Genomic DNA, 17,375 nt, shown 5'->3' with positions numbered 1-17,375 from the left:
TTCTAAACATTTTCGTATAAAAATACTCTTGAATTTTATGTGAAAACTATGTAATATGTCTGATGTATGTTGTGATTAGTCGGTGATTTTTTTGACGAATTTTGTCACTATCGATTGTTATCATAAATCACAGCATGTTTAGATGAAAAAGTTAGTGAAAAACGACAAGCCATAATCTTAATTTTATGATTGAGTTTGTGTAATATTTCACAATCTTTATAAAGAAAATTTAGGGAATGGAAGGGATCATACGATGAGTAGCATACCAAAGATTGTCATTCTCGGCGCTGGGTATGGTGGTGTCCTGACTGCACTTCGTTTACAAAAAGAATTAAATTACAACGAGGCAGATGTGACGCTTGTAAACAAGCATGATTATCATTACTTTACAACGCATTTGCACATGCCTGCAGCAGGTACGGACAATCCAGAAAATGCTCGTGTCAGCATTTCAAAATTAATTGATGAATTTAAAATTGATTTCGTGAAATCTACTGTAGTACAAATTCGCCCGCAAGACAAGAAAGTGATTTTGGAGGATGGTACGCTTTCCTATGATTACTTGGTAGTCGGTCTTGGCGGCGAGCCGGAAACTTTCGGAATTCCAGGGCTTGCTGAGCATGCTATGAATATTCGAAGCATTAACTCTGTCCGTTTAATTCGCGAGCATATCGAATATCAATTCGCTCGCTTCAAGCGTGAGCCGCATCGCACTGATTATTTGACCTTTGTTGTCGGCGGTGCCGGCTTCACAGGCATCGAGTTTGTCGGTGAGCTTTCTGATCGAATTCCAGAGCTTTGCAAGCAGTATGATGTAGATCCTACTCTTGTGAAAATCTACAATATTGAGGCTGCTCCTACTGCGCTTCCGGGCTTTGATCCGGAGCTGGTTGAGTATGCGATGGAAGTGCTCGCTAAGAAAGGAGTTACATTCCGCATCGGTACTGCCATTAAAGAATGTACACCTGAAGGTGTTGTTGTCGGCGAAGGCGAGGAGATTAAATCCGCAACTGTTATTTGGACAGGAGGCGTTCGCGGCAATCGCTTGATTGAAGAAGCAGGCTTCGAAACCATGAGAGGCCGTGTTAAAGTTGACGAGTTTTTACGTGCGCCAGGCAGCGATCATGTGTATATTATTGGCGATAACTCGCTTATGTTTAATCCTGAAGGACGCCCGTATCCTCCAACCGCTCAAATTGCGATGCAGCAGGGCGTAGTTTGTGCACATAATTTGGTGGCGTCGATCCGCAACCAATCGCCGAAAACATTCGTATTCAGCAACAAGGGTACGGTTGCTTCCCTGGGCAAAGGTGAAGCTATCGGTATTGCATTTGGCAAGAAATACAAAGGCCGTGTTGCATCCTGGCTAAAAAAAGCGATCGATCTTCGCTATCTGTTCATTATTGGCGGAATTCAGCTAGTATTGCGTAAAGGTAAATTTCTATAATGAGACACTGCAGCGTTCAAGTACGCGGATTGCTGACGAGAGATGAGCTGGACCGATACAATGCTTTAATTGAGGTAGGTTCGTATTTGGAATCGCAAACTCGTTATGACCTGGCTTATACGGTGCAAAAGGAAATAGATTTGTTAATTATGCCGGCCATAGAACGGCTTAAGGAAAAAGGGCGGCAGCGTGACCGGGCGACAGAGGAATATTTGGCGTCCAAGCAAACACAAACAGATGAAGAGGAATAGTATTACCATATTAAGGCTTTCACTTGGCTGCAGTAACCTGTTGCTAGGTGAGAGCCTTTTGTGTCATGATAGATGCAATATCGCTAGAAGGTGGAACCTATGATAACAAGCAGACAGCAGCGAATACTGAATCAGCTTATGGAAGCGCTTGATTATATTCCTTTAAAGCAATTAACAGAGCAGTATGAAATATCCGACCGCACATTGCGCCATGATTTGCTGCAGCTGGAGGATTGGCTAAGAGAGCATGACGTCGTGCTTGAACGCCACCGATCAAACGGAGTTAAACTGCGTCATGATTTAGAGCAGCTGCGAAAAATTGAACAGCAGCTGAATTATAGGCAGGTTATCATGGATTCCAAGCAGCGAATGAATGTGCTGCTCAAGCTGCTGCTGCAGCAGAGCACACTATCCATGGAGCAGGTGATGGAGGACTTTGTTATTAGCCATAGCACGCTGCTCGTTGATTTGCATGAAATCAAGCTGTGGCTGGACAGCCGCAAGCTAAAGCTCGTGAAGTCAAAGGGGATGCTGTCGGTTGATGGCAAGGAAGGCGCGAAGCGCAGTGCCTATCTTGAGCTTCTTCGAGCCGAGATAACTGAGGACAGGCTATTAAAATATATGTTTGATCAAAACGATGAAGCCGGCAATAAGCTTTCTTTTTTAAACAAATGGTTCAAAGCCGAGGATGTGCAGATTATTTTTGATTTGCTGCAGCAAATCGAAAAGCTGCTTAATATGCAATTTGCCGATGCGGGCTATACGACAATAACTTTGCATTTGCTTATGGCAACACAGCGGCTTAAGCAGGAGCATACGATTACGATGGACAGCAAGCTGCTCAAGGAACTGGAAAAGACAGAAGTGTTTCGAATAATCAGCAGCGACATTGTTCCGCAAATTAACGGGCATTTTCAGGTTACACTTCCGGTATCAGAAATTGGTTATATTACACAGCATGTACTGGGAGCGCAGAAGCAGCATATCGAATCGAAGGATACAGCATATATACCGTTGGCAAAAGATATTGTCAGCCGAACAGAAGCGGCGCTGGGCTATCGCCTGCAAATGTCCGAGCAAGCGATCAAAGGCTTGGCGATCCATCTAAAGCCTGCTATTTACCGGGCTAAATTTAATTTGCAGCTTAGAAATCCGTTGATGGAGCAGCTGGAGGAGCAATACGGCTCCTTGCTCAAGCTGCTCGAAAAGCTGGTAAATGAAGCGATAGCCGAGCTGAATATCACTTTTGACCGCGATGAGATCGGTTATATTATGCTTCATATTGCCAGCGGCATCGTTCCTCATGTGTTGAATACAAGCAAGCGTGTTGCTATCGTTTGCGCATCTGGCATAGGGACGTCTGCCATTATAAAAAGACGGTTAGCTTTTATATTCCCGCAGCTTGATGTCGTTAAAATTTGCTCCTACAAAGAATCGGCATTGCTTACCGGCAAGGATGCTGACGCCGTGCTTACTACCATTAATATCGGCCATTCGCTGCCAATTCCTTGGCTGAAGGTATCTCCGCTTCTTACAGAGCAGGATCAGCAAAAAATTTCGCAGTTTTTTCAAATTGCTTCCAAAGAGGATACAGCAGCTGAAACGATCCAGACGGTCAATGACATTATGAAAATTATTGAACGAAATGCAATTGTCGAGCATCGCAGCCGCTTGCTTGAAGAGCTGTTGCAAATGCTGCAAGGTGCAAGCGTGCCGCCATCCAAAGAATTGTCGCTGACGGATTTGCTGCCTGCTTCATCGATCAGCTTGCTGCAGGAACCGCTACAATGGGAGGATGCTATCCGTTTTGGCAATGGTTTTCTTATTGCCCAAGGATCCTCAAACGAAAGGTATGAGGAAAAGCTGATCGAAATGATTCAATCTGGCAATCATTCCTTTCTCATTTCGAACGGAATTTATTTTCCGCATGCCTATATGCCTGAGGATGTTACGCAGACGATGTTCAGCTTGGTTACGTTTCAAGAGCCCGTTCTATTCGGGCCGTCCAAGCATCCGGTATGGCTGATGATCACACTCGCTGCAGTGGATAAGGAAGGGCATATTGGACCGCTCAGCACGCTGCTGAACGCGCTGAATGACAATGACTTTGTAGCGCGCTTGAAAACCTCGGCTGATCGTTTGCAGATTTGGCAGCTGCTTCGGGAAAAGGAGGGCCTATGAATAAAATATTAGTCGCCTGCAATAGCGGACTTGGTACAAGCTTAATGATTCGAATTAATCTGGAAGCTATTTTACGTGAATTGGGCTGCTCTATTGCTGTTGAGCATACCGATGTAACTTCATTGCGGACCTTTCAGGCAAAGCTTGTAGTCTGCTCCTCGTACATCGTTGATTATTTGGAGGAAAGTGGAGATATGGAGGTAATAGCGCTTGAGGATATTATGGATCGCCAATATTTATATGAGTCGCTAATGAAGAGCCCAACCTTTCAACAATGGATGCTTGAAATGAGGTAATCGCATGACAGCAAATGCAGTTCAGTGGCTGAACAAAGGATTAATAGGCGAGCCGGCCTTAATGCTCGGACTAATAGCCTTGATTGGCTTGTTGCTGCAGAAGCAGCCTCTGCAAAAGCTGCTGAGCGGCACGATTAAGACGATGCTGGGCGTAAAGCTTGTGCAAATTGGCGCCAATGAAACGGGCGCTTCACTTTCTAATATGTCAGCCGTTATTCAAAACGGATTTCAAATTATCGGCATTATTCCGCATAGTGAAACGACAACGGCGATGACTCAAATTAATTTTGGCGAGGAAATGGCTCTCATTATGCTGATCGGGATGATTGTGCATCTCGCAATCGCCAGATTTACTCCTGCCAAATATATTTTTATGGCCGGGCACCACATGCTGTTTATGTCCGCACTCCTTGCAGCTCTTTTAATGTCCAGCAATTTCAGCACGCTGCAAACGATGCTTATCGGAGGGACTGTGCTCGCTGTCTGCATGTCCAGCGCGCCGCTTATTGCACAGCCGTATGCGCGCAAAGTAATTGGCAATAACAGCTTTGGCCTCGGTCACTTCAACAGTTTGGGCTATTTGCTCAGCGGGCTTATCGCATCTCTATTCAAACCGGGCGAACGGCAGCAAAAAGAAGTGAAGAAGAACAAGCTTATCGTTTTGTTTCAAGACCATATGGTCGTTATCTTTATATTTACCTTTGTGCTGTTTATGATTGCCAGCCTGTTCGTGCCTAAGGGCAGCATTGAAAATATGTTCGCCGGACAGCATTTCATTATCGTATCGCTTATTCAGGCAACCTGGTTCGCAGCCGGCTGTTATATCGTATTGGCAGGAGTCCGCATGATGCTGGCCGAAATTGTACCCGCTTTCAAAGGTATAGCGGATCGGATCGTCCCGGGAGCTATCCCGGCGCTGGATTGTCCTGTTCTGTTCAGCTATGCGCCGCTAGCGGCAGTAACCGGTTTTCTGCTCAGCTTTATCGGGGGGTTACTGGCTATGGCGATGATGATGCAGCTTCAATATACCGTTATTATTCCCGGGGTAATCCCTAACTTTTTCTCTGGCGGCGCAGCAGGAGTGATCGCATACAAAATCGGCGGCAGAAAAGGATTAGTAGTGGCATCGATCATACATGGTTTCGTATTAACGCTGCTGCCAGTCTTCTTAGTTCCGCTGTTGTCTAACATAGGGTATCTTCGCACTACGTTTGCCGATATCGATTATTCTGCAGTTGGAATTATCGTTAATGCCGTGCTGGATTGGCTTCAACATTTTTAAACGGTTATTTCACGCAAACAATTGCGGATGCGCTGACTCTCTTTCAGAAAGTGTCAAGGCTGCCTCTTACGAGGCAGCTTTTTTTAATATAATTTTCTGCCGCAGCAAACGGCAGAACGTTAATCTTTAAAGTTTGTAAGCGCATCCAATATAATTGGACTTGTCCCACAAATAAGGAGGTCGTACAGATGAATAAATCTTTGTTAGGCAAAATGGCAGCTGTAGTGCTGGCTGCAACCGTATTTGCAGGCTGCAGCTCTAATGGAGGAACAACAAATGCAGGCACCGGATCAACAGGCAAAACCGATCCATCTCCTACAGCGCAGCAATCTGAACCACCAGCAAAACCACAAGGCAAATTGACCGTATACATTGGATTCCAAGAGGATCATGCGGTAAAAGCGATCGAGCAATTCAAGAAGGATACGGGTATCGATGCAGAAATGATTCGTATGTCAGCCGGTGAAATTTTGGCAAAGGTACGTGCTGAGAAAGATAACCCGCAAGCAAGCGTTTGGTATGGCGGCCCGGCCGATACATTCGTGCAAGCTACGAAAGAAAATTTGCTTCAGCCGTATGTTTCTCCAGTTGCCGAAAAGATTGATGCAAAATATAAAGATCCGAACGGCTATTGGACAGGCGTATATGTAGGTGCGGTCGGCTTTGCTTCCAACAAAGAGTTTTTGAAGAAAAAAGGGCTGGAGGCTCCTACGAAATGGGAGGATCTGCTTGATCCGAAGCTGAAAGGCGAAATCGTTATGGCTTCTCCTGCATCCTCCGGTACGGCGTACACCGCAATTTACAGCATACTTAAAGTGTTTGGCGACGAAGAAAAAGGCTTTGACTATTTGAAAAAGCTTCATCCGCAAGTTCAGCAGTATACGACAAGCGGAGCGGCACCGGGCCGTATGGTCGGTATGGGCGAAGCAGGCGTAGGCGTATTGTTCGCACACGATATTATCAAATATCAAGAAGAAGGCTTCGACAGCCTGGTTATGTCTTTCCCTGAGGATGGAACCGGTTATGAAACAGGCTCTATCGCGATTATCAACAATGCGAAAAATATCGATGCTGCTAAAGCGTTTGTAGATTGGGCTCTATCTCCAAAAGGTCAGGAAATAGGCAAAACAGTCGGTAGCTTCCAAAACATTACTAACGTTGATGCAGTAGGTCCTGAGCAAGCAGTTGATATGAGCAAGCTGAATTTAATTGATTACAACATTGAAGAAGCGGGGTCGCAGCGCCAGCATATTATCGATAAATGGAATTCTGACGTTAGTAAATAAGCTTTATTAAATATATTCATCCTGAGAGGAGAGAGCTTGAATGAGCGCGATGTTCAAGAGATTCAAGCGCGAGCCGCTCCTGCCGATTCTTATCGTGTTGGTCATGGCCTGCTTAGTTGTTTTCATCTTGTTTCCCCTGTATCAAATATTGAAATCAAGCTTTACGGCAAGCAATGGGCAATTCGGGATGGAAGGTTACGGGAGAGTTCTATCAGGGGGAGGGCTCTTCCGCTCCCTAACCAACTCATTGGTACTTGCCTTCATCACATCCACATTGTCAACAGCTATTGCTTATATGTTTGCTTACACCTTTGCTTATGTAAATGTGCCATTCAAACGGTTATTTAATGGAATTGCTATATTGCCAGTAATATCTCCGCCATTCGTAATTGCGTTGTCCGCCATGCTTTTGCTCGGCAAGCAAGGTCTTATTACGAAGCATTTGCTAGGCTTGGAAAATGCCAATATTTATGGGCTGCACGGCCTCGTGCTCGTACAGACCTTATCATTTTTCCCAATTGCGTTTTTAACCTTGTCAGGACTATTAAGATCGATAAGCCCGTCGCTTGAAGAAGCGAGTCAAAATATGGGGGCAGGCAAGTGGAAAACGTTCGTGTCGGTGACGCTTCCGCTTTCTGTTCCAGGCATTGCCAATGCCTTCCTGCTAGTGTTCGTTCAATCGCTTGCCGATTTCGGCAATCCGATGACGATTGGGGGCAACTATTCCACGGTTGCTCGTGAAATTTATTTGCAGGCTGTAGGCAGCTACAACATGCAGGCCGGAGCTGCGCTTGCTATGCTGTTGCTTACCATTACAATTATCGTATACATTTTGCAAAATTTCTGGGTCGGCAAAAAGAGCTATGTCACCGTTACCGGCAAACCTACCGGTATTCGAAGAATGATCGATAGCGGGCCGATTAAAACGATTTTGTTCATCATTTGTCTAGCCATTACTGTTATCGTTATAGCTTTTTATGCGCTGGTTCCGATCGGTTCATTTATCAAGCTATGGGGAATTAATAACAGCTTTACACTTGATCACTACAAATACGTATTTTCCTTAGGGCAAAAAGCTATTAAAGATACGTTGAAGCTGGCAGTTATTGCAACGCCAATTGCGGGCTTGCTTGGCATGATTATGGCTTATCTTATCGTTCGAAAGCGCTTTGTCGGTAAAAAAGCTTTGGAGGCCGTAAGCATGCTGTCCATTGCAGTGCCGGGAACCGTTATTGGTATCGGGTATATTCTAGCCTTTAACAAGGCGCCGCTTGCTTTGACAGGCACTGGAATTATTATCGTTGCCGCCTTTATAGTAAGAGCGCTTCCTGTAGGCATACGGTCAGGTGTGGCAGCACTGCAGCAAATTGATCCAAGCATTGAAGAGGCTGCGACGAATCTTGGCGCCGGGCAGACAAAGGTATTTACTAGCATCGTGCTGCCGCTTATCAAATCAGCGTTTTTCAGCGGTTTGGTCAACAGCTTTGTTAAAAGCATGACAGCGATGAGCGCCGTTATTTTCCTTATTTCCGCAAAATATAACCTTATTACAGCATCCATTCTGTCTCAGGTCGAGGCAGGCCGTATCGGCGCTGCAAGCGCATACTGCACCATACTTATTATTATTATGGTCATCGCTCTCTTTATTTTGAATTCTTTAGTGAAATGGTTGAGCGGTTCGAACAGGGGGAAATCATATGGCTAAGTCAGTTAGCTTGAAAAATATTTATAAAGCATACGAGAACGATGAAGGTAAAGTTAACTATGCGGTTGATGATGTAAGCCTGGATATTCCTGCTGGCAAGTTCATAACGCTGCTAGGGCCTTCAGGCTGTGGCAAAACAACGACACTAAGAATGGTAGCCGGCTTTGAGGAAATTTCAAAAGGCGATATTTATTTCGGGGAAGATAAAGTAAATCTAATACCACCGAATAAGAGAGACTGTACGATGGTGTTCCAGTCCTACGCCTTGTTTCCGCATATGAATATATTTGATAACATTGCATACGGCCTGCGCGTCAAAAAAATGTCGAAGGATATGATTTTGTCGAAAGTGGAAAGCATTTTGGATATAATGAATTTACGAGACTATAAAAATCGCATGCCTTCACAGCTGTCTGGCGGTCAGCAGCAAAGGGTTGCACTGGCAAGAGCGCTTGTGATGGAGCCAGGAGTTTTGTTGTTTGATGAGCCTTTATCCAATTTGGACGCCAAGCTGCGCATTGTAATGCGCGATGAAATCCGCCGCTTGCAGCAGCGTCTAGGCATTACAGCAATTTATGTTACCCATGATCAGAGCGAGGCTATGAGCATGAGTGATTTGATTATCGTTATGAATAAAGGGAAAATCGAGCAGGTTGGAAGTCCAATGGAAATATATCAGCGTCCCACAACCAGATTTGTTGCAGACTTTATCGGTACAGCCAATTTTGTAAAAGGCACAGTCAAGTCAGCCGCACACGATCATATGATTGTAGCTACCAAATCAGGTGAGCTGCGCATCAATCGCACCGGTCATGCAGTTAACAGCGAAGTGACTGTCGTTATTCGCCCAGAGGCTGTAACGCTAACGAAAGGCAATACACATGTCGGCCATGTAGTAAAAAGTGTTTTTATGGGTCAGACTCAAGAGTATGAGATAGAATACGATGGTGAGATTATGCACATTACAGAGCATAATCCGATTGCCGAGAACGTATTCCCGGAAGGGGCGTTTGTATCGCTTTCGTTTGCTGAGCAATCCCTGCATGTTATTTAATTATGGCGAATAGCTGAATAGAAGGATAGATCGGAGGAGCAAGCGATGAGAACGGTCAGGTTAATATTGCTTGCTCTTTTTCTTATGGTATTAACCTCCTGCGGGATGAAGGAAAAGGGCACGCTCGTCATATATGCCGGGTTGTATGAGGATCACGCCATTAAAGCGATTGAAACGTTCGAGAAGCAAACAGGCATTAAAGTTTCTTATGTCAGATTGTCGGCTGGAGAGGTTTTGGATCGCATACGAGCTGAGAAAGATAATCCGGCGGCAAGCGTATGGTTTGGCGGAACAGGAGATACTTTTGTGCAGGCAAAGGCTGAAGGGCTGTTGGAGCCCTATCAATCGCTAAATGCACAAATGATTGATGAGCAATATAAAGATTCTGAAGGGTATTGGACCGGTATTTATGTAGGATCAATTGCTTTTATATCAAATAAATCTTGGCTGCAGCAAACGGGACGCCAAGCGCCGCAATCCTGGGATGATCTGCTGGAGCCGGAATATCGGGGAATGCTTGCCATGGGCTCGCCATCAACCTCGGGCACAGGCTATACGACCATGGCAACGATCATTCAGCTGTATGGAGAGGACAAAGGCTTTGATTATTTGAAAAAGCTCGATGATCAAAATATATCCTATACAAGCTCAGGAAGCCTGTCCGGCAGGGCGGCCGGCAACGGCATCGTAGGCACCGCTTTAGCGTTCTCTCATGATGCGATCAAGTTTTATAAGGAAGGCTTTCATAATATCGTCATTTCCTTTCCGAAGGAAGGAACGGGCTATGAAATTGGGGCAGTTGCTATTATAAAGAACGGACCGAACCAGGAGGAGGCCAAAAAGTTCGTGGATTGGGCGCTTACGAAGCAAGCGCAGGAGTTGGGGAAGCAAGTGGGCAATTATCAGCTGCTTACGCATCGCGATGCGCAATCTCCGCAGGAGGCTTTTCGATTGGAGTCGCTTAATGTCATACCCTATGATGTGAATTGGGCTGGGAAAAATCGGGAACGTCTTATTTCGAAATGGAAGCAGCTCACATACAATTAATGGTAGCGTCCCGTATGGAATACTTCGCCTTCTTTTCTACAAGCAAAAGGCTATTCTGCCAGGTTTTGAAAACCTGTTAGAATAGCCTTTAGATTTTGCTGCAGCCATCTCTGTTAAATGCTGAGCAGTTTGGCAAATTTGTCACTGTCGAGCAAATTGCCTACGTAGAAATCTCCGAATTCCGCATAGCGGGCGCTGACTTCATCGAATCTCATTTCGTAGATCAGCTTTTTGAATTGCAGCGCATCGTCCGCAAATAAAGTGACACCCCATTCCCAGTTGTCAAATCCGACAGAACCGGTAATGATCTGCTTTACTTTACCCGCATAAGAGCGGCCAATCAGCCCGTGGCTGCGCATCAAACCGCGGCGATCATCCATGCTGAGCATATACCAGTTGTCATTGCCTTCGCGGCGCTTGTTCATCGGGTAGAAGCAAATATGCTTAGCTTTTGGCAGGGTTGGCTTAAGTCTCGCTACGACATCCGGATTTTCCATCGGATCAGAGCCTGGCTTCGCCATATAATTGCTTAGCTCAACGATGCTTACATAAGAATAAACAGGATATGTAAAGCTTGCAAAAGTAGTTTTATTGAAGGCCGTTTCAATTTCATTCAGCTCTTCCAGCGTTTCGCGCAGATGCATGAATACGAAGTCGGCTTTTTGGCCTACAATGGAATATACCGCTGTGCTGCCAAGCTTTTGCTCCTCATTATTCGCCCAATCTTTTAGAAATGTATTCAACTCATCCAGTGCTTTGGCACGCTCGCTTTCGTCAGCCAGACGCCATGCTGTCCAATCGATGCTGCGAAAGTCATGAAGCGCATACCAGCCTTCCAATGTCAAAGCTGCTTCACTCATCTGATTTAAGCTCCTTTCATGCTACAGTTGAGATTATCAATTCATTGTGGATAAACAGCAAGCAAAGAAAAGGGGCACTACGATTAAGCTTGGGCTTCCGACCGCTGCCGCTTCTCCAGTCCCAATCTTGCTCTCCGTTATCCTCCTTATTGCTTGCCAAAGGTTGTCACAGTGAATTGACAGTCTCCAGTTGTATCCTATTCATTGTATCAAAGTGCCTGCTGCATGAGCAAATGGCGGTACTGTGACATTTGCATCAAGCCAATTGACTTCATACATCCGATTCATTAAACTTATATACTAGATATCGAAAGGGGAAGTTTGCATGATCGTTGAAGTCGTCCAGATTATTATCGCCACCGTACTCTTCTTTGTGATGATGTTCGGCATAGGCTTTATTCTTAATATGCTGCTCAAAACAACCTGGTTTCCAATTGGACTGTTTGTTGTCGTCCTTATTGTATTGGCGATTTGGTCGCCATGGGATGATTCAGCCAAGCCAACCCTTGAAAACTTCGGAACATACACCCTTGTTTACTACATCCCTATTACTGGCGCGTTAATTGGCGCTTATGTAAGCGGATGGGCGATTCGAGCGCTGCGCAGGGGCGGCTACAAAATGTTTTAATATACTTACCAATTTGCTAATAAGCAGCCTCTGATTTAATCGGAGGCTGTTTTTTTGATAAATTAGATATTATAAGTTTCTCGGGATCCGAAGGCTTTACCATAGAAAAATACATATTTCAGTTGCCCGCCATTAATCAATCCGGACATAAATGTCCCTTAGCCGACGAAAAATGGCATGAAAAAATAGTAATGGTCACTTGTGACCGTTACACGGCCAAAACAGCAATATAAGGGCGAAATTATACGGTAAGGGACTTTTTTGACCGTATACAATCCCAAAAACAGAAAATAATGCTTTAACGGTCATTTATGACCGCAACAGTCTATAGGCAGCTTGTCAGCCGCAGCCGCAATTCCGGATTCATGCCTCTTTATTATTCTCTCATGAAGAGTTTGCCAATCGATTCTACTAATTTTCGAATGCGATATTCATTCAGATTTATGCTAAAATAATAGAAAGTAAGTTGAGGATGGAGTAGCTGTATATATGCGAATTCATAATTTATTATATTTTACCGAGCATCATCGTTTTTACATATTTCGAGATTTTTCCTTAAGCAGCATCGATAGCAAAATGCTTGTGCAAATTTATCAGCCAATGGTGGGTGCATTTGCCATTGCGATGTATCAGCAGCTGTATCATTATATTAACGATGGCCGAACAGGCTATTCGAAGCTTGAGCCGCTTAGAAAGCTGCTGCTGGGCAGCGGGCTTGAGATGAATGAGCAGAGCCGCAAGTATTTAATGGATCAAATGTCGAAGCTTGAAGCAGTTGGACTATTGCAAACGTCAAGACTGGCTATAGCTGACAGCACGGAGGTCGTTTACGAATTTGAACTGGCGCGGCCATTATCGCCTGCTGAGTTTTTCAGCACGGTTCATTTGGCAATGCTGCTTCGCGATAAAGTCGGCAAGTACGCTGTTATAGAGCTAAGAGAGTCACTAGCCAGCAGCGAGCCGGATGAGCTGGCCCACGCGCAGCTGGAGAAAGAAAATATATCTGTTCCTTTCTATGATTTGTTTAAATTGAACGTGCAATCCTTTGACAGCGAGCTTGAACAGGCTTTAATGGAAGTTGCGCCTGCAAGAGCATCAGCTAAGCTGCAATCCGCTGAAGCGATCATTACATTTGGCGAGCTGATACTGCGCTTTCCTCGCAACTCCGGCAACCGCAGCAGCGTTGAGCGGCTGCGCCTGCAGCCAGACCAGCTTGAGGAACTGAACTATGTTGCTTACAAATATCATTTGAGCGTGGCAGATATTTGCAGGCTGCTGGATGAAGACGGCGTATTCAATGAGCTGGGCAAGCTGCAAATCGATGAGCTGCAGCAGCGCGCGGCGCAAATGTACAGGCAGGATAAGAAGCGTGATGAGCAGAAGGAAAGGCTGCTTGCTCATACGCAAATATTTGCAGGAGAGTCCGCGCAAGCCGAACCATCCGAGGAAGAATATGAGGTGGACGAGCAATACTTTTTGCAGGTGCCGCAGCAGCTGGCCACCTATTGCGATATTCAGCAGTACAATATGCTGATGCGAAATGAACCGTACACGCATTTCATTAAACGTTTTTTTCCCGGTGCTGTGCCGAACTGGCTTGACCAGCAGCTTGGCCAAATTGATTTGAATTACAAATTGCCAGAACCGGTTATTAATATACTTATTCACTATGTTATAGGCTCTAATGATAACAACAGAATTACGAAAACATTTATAGATGCGGTTGCTTCCAATATGCTGATGAAACGTATCGATACGTTCGAGAAGGCAGTCGTCTACGTGAGAGAACAGGCAAGGCTTGAGCTTGCCAAGGAGCTGAAGAAGGATAGTGTGCCGCAGACAAACAGTGCCAGAGCAGGCGGCGCCCGCGGCAGCCGGAGCGGCGCTTCCCGTAAGCCGATTATTCCGATCGTTTCAGATTCACAGGCTGTACAGAAGGTGTCGGAGGATGAATTGGAGGAGCTTCGCAGGCTGGCGCGCAAGCTGGATGGCAAAAGTTAAATTAAAGGAGCGTGAGAAGGATGGAATCACTGGGCGATTTGCTGAAGGACTGGCCTGCAGGCCGTTCGATAACTGAGCAGGCGGATAGCAAGCTGAAAGAGCTGCTCGGCGATCCGCTTGTCGAGAAGCTCCGGCTCAAGCATCCTGAAGTGGATGAGCGAGTTATCAAATTGAATTTAAACCGGATTTATCAGCATACAACCGAATATCATAACTGCTCGAATTGTCCCGGGCTCGATCTTTGCCCGAACGATTATGAAGGGCATTATACGATGCTGCACGTAGATAACGTCAATGAGCTTGTACAAATATATGATCGCAAGGTAGCCTGCAAGAAGTTTATTGCCCGCCAAAAGGAAGAGCAGATTAGAAGCCGCATACGCAGCTTTTACATTGATGAGAAAGCTCTTAACCGGCAGTATTCTTCAGAGGAGATTTTGGCCAAAGACGGCGAGCGCATCAACTCCGTCGGACAAATTATGCGTTACATTCATAAGACCAAGGAGCGGGGCTTGCAGCAGAGCGGCCTATATCTTTCAGGGCAATTTGGCACGGGCAAAACATATTTGATGTGTTATATGCTGCACGAGCTTGCGGAAGCGGGATATTCTGGTGTTATCGTTTATATGCCTGATTTCGTTGAGGATTTGAAGTCGCTCATGCATGATGCGGGCAAGCTGAAGGAAACCGTAGAGATGATGAAGGAGACTGACCTGCTCATATTTGACGATATTGGCGCGGAAAATTTGAATCCATGGGTGCGCGATCATGTGCTGGGTGCTATTTTAAACTACCGAATGGAACGTAAGCCGACGTTTTATACTTCGAATTATGACTTGGAAGCGCTGGAGAAGCACTTCAGCTTTACGAATAAAGATGGCGATGAGCTGCATAAGGGTCAGCGGATTATGAATCGCATTGCGCCATATGTTGAGGTTGTAAGGGTTGCAGGCGAAAATAAACGAGGCATGTCCAAAGCATAACGCAATGAATCATGAGGTAACGAATGCGCGTCTGTTCAAGGAAGAAGGAATAAAGAAAGAGGCTGCTCGCATCGATCAGATCGAAAGCAACAGCCTCTTTCCTCTTGAGAAGACAATTGTCCAGTAACAATTGATGCAGGCAATTAGGAAATAATAAATTTCACAATAACTGCTGCTGCAAATACAATCGTCATAAAGGCAAGCATTCCGCCGAAGCCAAACACAACATCCAAAAAGTCATGACGTGGTTCTTCGTTAAAATGCTCGCGCGGATCTCTAACGTTTTCCATAATGAAGACCTCCTTGCTAGAGCGATTGCTTACATTAGTATACCCAAATATCAGAATGATTGTAAAGCGGGTGCAGGTGACAAATGTAAGACAAATTGCGAATTGTGTATGTTAAACTAATAATAGGATCGTAAATGCCGGAGGCGGAACAAAATGATTAATAATGGACATATACAAAATAAGCTTGCCATTTTACCAGACCAGCCTGGCTGTTACTTGATGAAAAACAGTGAAGGCACCATTATATATGTAGGCAAGGCAAAGGTACTCAAAAACAGAGTGCGCTCCTACTTTACTGGCAGCCATAATACGAAAACGCAAAAGCTTGTATCTGAAATACGCGATTTTGAGTTCATTGTAACAGGAAGCAATATAGAAGCTTTAATTTTGGAGTGCAATTTAATTAAGCAGCATCAGCCACGTTACAATGTATTGTTGAAGGATGACAAGTCCTTTCCCTATATCAAAATAACGAATGAAGAGCATCCGCGCCTTGAGGTTACACGCAGAGTGCTGAAGGACAAGGGCAAATATTTTGGCCCTTATCCGAATGCTTATGCGGCGCAGCAGACGAAAAAGCTGCTTGACCGGCTTTATCCGCTGCGCAAATGCAAGACGATACCCGATAAGGTTTGCTTATATTATCATATCGGCCAATGCCTAGCGCCATGTGAATTTCAGGTGGAGCAAGCATCATACGATACGATGATTCAAGAGATTACACGTTTTCTCAACGGCGGCCAGGAAGTCGTAAAGCAGGAGCTGCAGCGTAAGATGGAGGCTGCGGCAGAGCAGCTGGAGTTCGAGCAGGCCAAGGAATTTCGAGACCAGATGCTGGCGATCGACGCTATTATGCAAAAGCAAAAGATTACGATGTCCGATGCGCTTGATCGCGATATTTTCGGTTATGCGGTGGACAAGGGCTGGATGTGCGTACAAATTTTATATATGCGCTCAGGCAAACTGATTGAGCGTCATGGTACTACATTTCCCTATTATGGGCAGGAATATGATGATTTCATTACTTTCGTAACGCAATATTATAGCGAAAACCCGGCAGTACCGAAGCAAATTTTATTGCCGCTCCCTCCTGAAGAAGAACAGGAGGATGAGGTTGTCGCAGCGCTGCAAAGCTGGCTCAAGGTGAAGGTGCATATGCCGCAGCGCGGGCGTAAAAGCGAGGTCGTATCGATGGCCCAGCAAAATGCCAAGCTGATGCTCGACGAGAAATTCCGTTTGATCGAGCGCGATGAGGAGCGCAGCGTGAAAGCTTCTGATTCGCTTGCCGAGTGGCTTGGAATCGAGTCGGCATCGCGGATCGAAGCATTTGACAACTCCAATATTCAAGGAACGAATCCAGTTTCGGCCATGGTCGTATTTACGGACGGCAAGCCGGATCGCAAGGAATACCGCAAGTTTAAAGTGAAAACGGTGCAAGGCCCGGATGACTATGAGACGATGCGGGAAGTCGTCAGGCGCAGATACGAGCGTGTGTTGAAGGAGAATTTGCAGCGTCCAGACTTGATTGTAGTCGATGGAGGGAAGGGGCAAATATCTGCTGCGATCGATGTGCTCGAAAATGAGCTGGGGTTATTTATACCGGTATGCGGGCTAGTGAAAGATGAGAAGCATAAGACAGCCCAGCTTATGACTGGCGATCCAGCGGAGATTGTGCCACTGCCGCGCGACAGCCAGGAGTTCTATTTGCTGCAGCGCATTCAGGATGAAGTCCATCGCTTTGCGATTACGTTCCACCGTGCGCAGCGCGCCAAATCGATGATCGAGTCGAAGCTCGACAGTATTCCGGGTATCGGAGAGAAGCGGAGAAATGCGCTGCTGAAGCATTTTGGCTCGATGAAGAAGATGAAGGAAGCTTCTGTGGAGGATTTCAAAGCAGTATCAATTGGCGAGGAACTGGCCAGCCGCATATTGGCAGCGCTGAATGAAGAGCCGGCACCTGAACAACCGTAACTCTTGTACGTTTTCTAGCTAACTGCATTTCCTGCGCTTAGTTTTGAGAAATTTGGCATTTTTGTGATTCTAAAGGGAAAAACTACATTTAGT

General features: G+C 45.5%; 16 protein-coding genes. 14 read left to right on the top strand and 2 right to left on the bottom strand.

Annotation, left to right across the window (positions count from 1 at the left end):
* Positions 1-253: 253 nt before the first annotated feature.
* From V1L65_RS19475 to V1L65_RS19435, 9 genes are all read left to right on the top strand, one after another.
* Positions 254-1,447: an NAD(P)/FAD-dependent oxidoreductase gene (locus V1L65_RS19475; RefSeq protein WP_331700902.1), complete on the top strand. Its 1,194-nt coding sequence runs from the start codon at positions 254-256 to the stop codon at positions 1,445-1,447.
* Positions 1,447-1,698 carry a hypothetical protein gene (locus V1L65_RS19470; protein ID WP_331700901.1) on the top strand — a complete coding sequence of 84 codons (252 nt, stop codon included), beginning with the start codon at positions 1,447-1,449 and terminating at the stop codon, positions 1,696-1,698. Before V1L65_RS19475 ends, V1L65_RS19470 begins: the two co-directional genes overlap by 1 nt.
* Before the next feature lie 99 nt (positions 1,699-1,797).
* Positions 1,798-3,879 (top strand): BglG family transcription antiterminator, encoded by a 2,082-nt coding sequence (locus tag V1L65_RS19465; protein WP_331700900.1) that lies wholly within the window; start codon positions 1,798-1,800, stop codon positions 3,877-3,879.
* Entirely contained in the window at positions 3,876-4,175 is a 300-nt protein-coding gene (locus V1L65_RS19460; protein ID WP_331700899.1) for a PTS sugar transporter subunit IIB, read from the top strand. Before V1L65_RS19465 ends, V1L65_RS19460 begins: the two co-directional genes overlap by 4 nt.
* A 4-nt stretch (positions 4,176-4,179) precedes the next feature.
* Positions 4,180-5,457, top strand: a complete 1,278-nt coding sequence (locus V1L65_RS19455; RefSeq protein ID WP_331700898.1) for a PTS ascorbate transporter subunit IIC — start codon at positions 4,180-4,182, stop codon at positions 5,455-5,457.
* A 188-nt stretch (positions 5,458-5,645) separates the two neighbouring features.
* Positions 5,646-6,743, top strand: a complete 1,098-nt coding sequence (locus tag V1L65_RS19450; protein ID WP_331700897.1) for an ABC transporter substrate-binding protein — start codon at positions 5,646-5,648, stop codon at positions 6,741-6,743.
* Between the two features lie 40 nt (positions 6,744-6,783).
* Positions 6,784-8,448, top strand: coding sequence for an ABC transporter permease (locus V1L65_RS19445; RefSeq protein ID WP_331700896.1), 1,665 nt, complete (start codon positions 6,784-6,786; stop codon positions 8,446-8,448).
* Positions 8,441-9,502, top strand: a complete 1,062-nt coding sequence (locus tag V1L65_RS19440) for an ABC transporter ATP-binding protein (protein ID WP_331700895.1) — start codon at positions 8,441-8,443, stop codon at positions 9,500-9,502. The genes V1L65_RS19445 and V1L65_RS19440 overlap by 8 nt, the downstream gene beginning before the upstream one ends.
* A gap of 45 nt (positions 9,503-9,547) precedes the next feature.
* Positions 9,548-10,549 (top strand): ABC transporter substrate-binding protein, encoded by a 1,002-nt coding sequence (locus V1L65_RS19435; protein ID WP_331700894.1) that lies wholly within the window; start codon positions 9,548-9,550, stop codon positions 10,547-10,549.
* 113 nt (positions 10,550-10,662) lie between these two features.
* Here V1L65_RS19435 and hemQ read toward each other — a convergent pair whose 3' ends face one another.
* A complete protein-coding gene (gene hemQ / locus V1L65_RS19430; protein WP_331700893.1) occupies positions 10,663-11,409 on the bottom strand; it encodes a hydrogen peroxide-dependent heme synthase in 747 nt (248 codons plus the stop codon).
* 325 nt (positions 11,410-11,734) lie between these two features.
* Here hemQ and V1L65_RS19425 point away from each other — a divergent pair, with 325 nt between their 5' ends.
* The 4 genes from V1L65_RS19425 (at position 11,735) to V1L65_RS19410 (ending at position 15,148) form a co-directional block, all read left to right on the top strand.
* Positions 11,735-12,037, top strand: a complete 303-nt coding sequence (locus V1L65_RS19425; RefSeq protein WP_331700892.1) for a YuiB family protein — start codon at positions 11,735-11,737, stop codon at positions 12,035-12,037.
* Between the two features lie 489 nt (positions 12,038-12,526).
* Entirely contained in the window at positions 12,527-14,038 is a 1,512-nt protein-coding gene (locus V1L65_RS19420; protein WP_331700891.1) for a DnaD domain protein, read from the top strand.
* Between the two features lie 20 nt (positions 14,039-14,058).
* Positions 14,059-15,021 carry a primosomal protein DnaI gene (gene dnaI / locus V1L65_RS19415; protein WP_331700890.1) on the top strand — a complete coding sequence of 321 codons (963 nt, stop codon included), beginning with the start codon at positions 14,059-14,061 and terminating at the stop codon, positions 15,019-15,021.
* A 4-nt stretch (positions 15,022-15,025) separates the two neighbouring features.
* Positions 15,026-15,148, top strand: coding sequence for a hypothetical protein (locus V1L65_RS19410; RefSeq protein ID WP_331700889.1), 123 nt, complete (start codon positions 15,026-15,028; stop codon positions 15,146-15,148).
* A 16-nt stretch (positions 15,149-15,164) separates the two neighbouring features.
* On the opposite strand, the gene V1L65_RS19405 is transcribed toward V1L65_RS19410, so the two are convergent.
* Positions 15,165-15,311 (bottom strand): YqzM family protein, encoded by a 147-nt coding sequence (locus V1L65_RS19405; protein WP_331700888.1) that lies wholly within the window; start codon positions 15,309-15,311, stop codon positions 15,165-15,167.
* Positions 15,312-15,464: 153 nt separating this feature from the next.
* On the opposite strand from V1L65_RS19405, the gene uvrC reads away from it, so the two are divergent.
* On the top strand, positions 15,465-17,282 hold the full coding sequence (gene uvrC / locus V1L65_RS19400; protein WP_331700887.1) for an excinuclease ABC subunit UvrC: 1,818 nt from the start codon (positions 15,465-15,467) through the stop codon (positions 17,280-17,282).
* The last annotated feature ends 93 nt before the right edge of the window (positions 17,283-17,375 follow it).

The sequence above is a fragment of the Paenibacillus sp. IITD108 genome (assembly GCF_036541265.1).
Classification (GTDB): Bacteria; Bacillota; Bacilli; order Paenibacillales; family Paenibacillaceae; genus Pristimantibacillus.
Note: the sequence above shows the minus strand (reverse complement) of the source record. Positions and strands in the feature narration are given on the sequence as shown.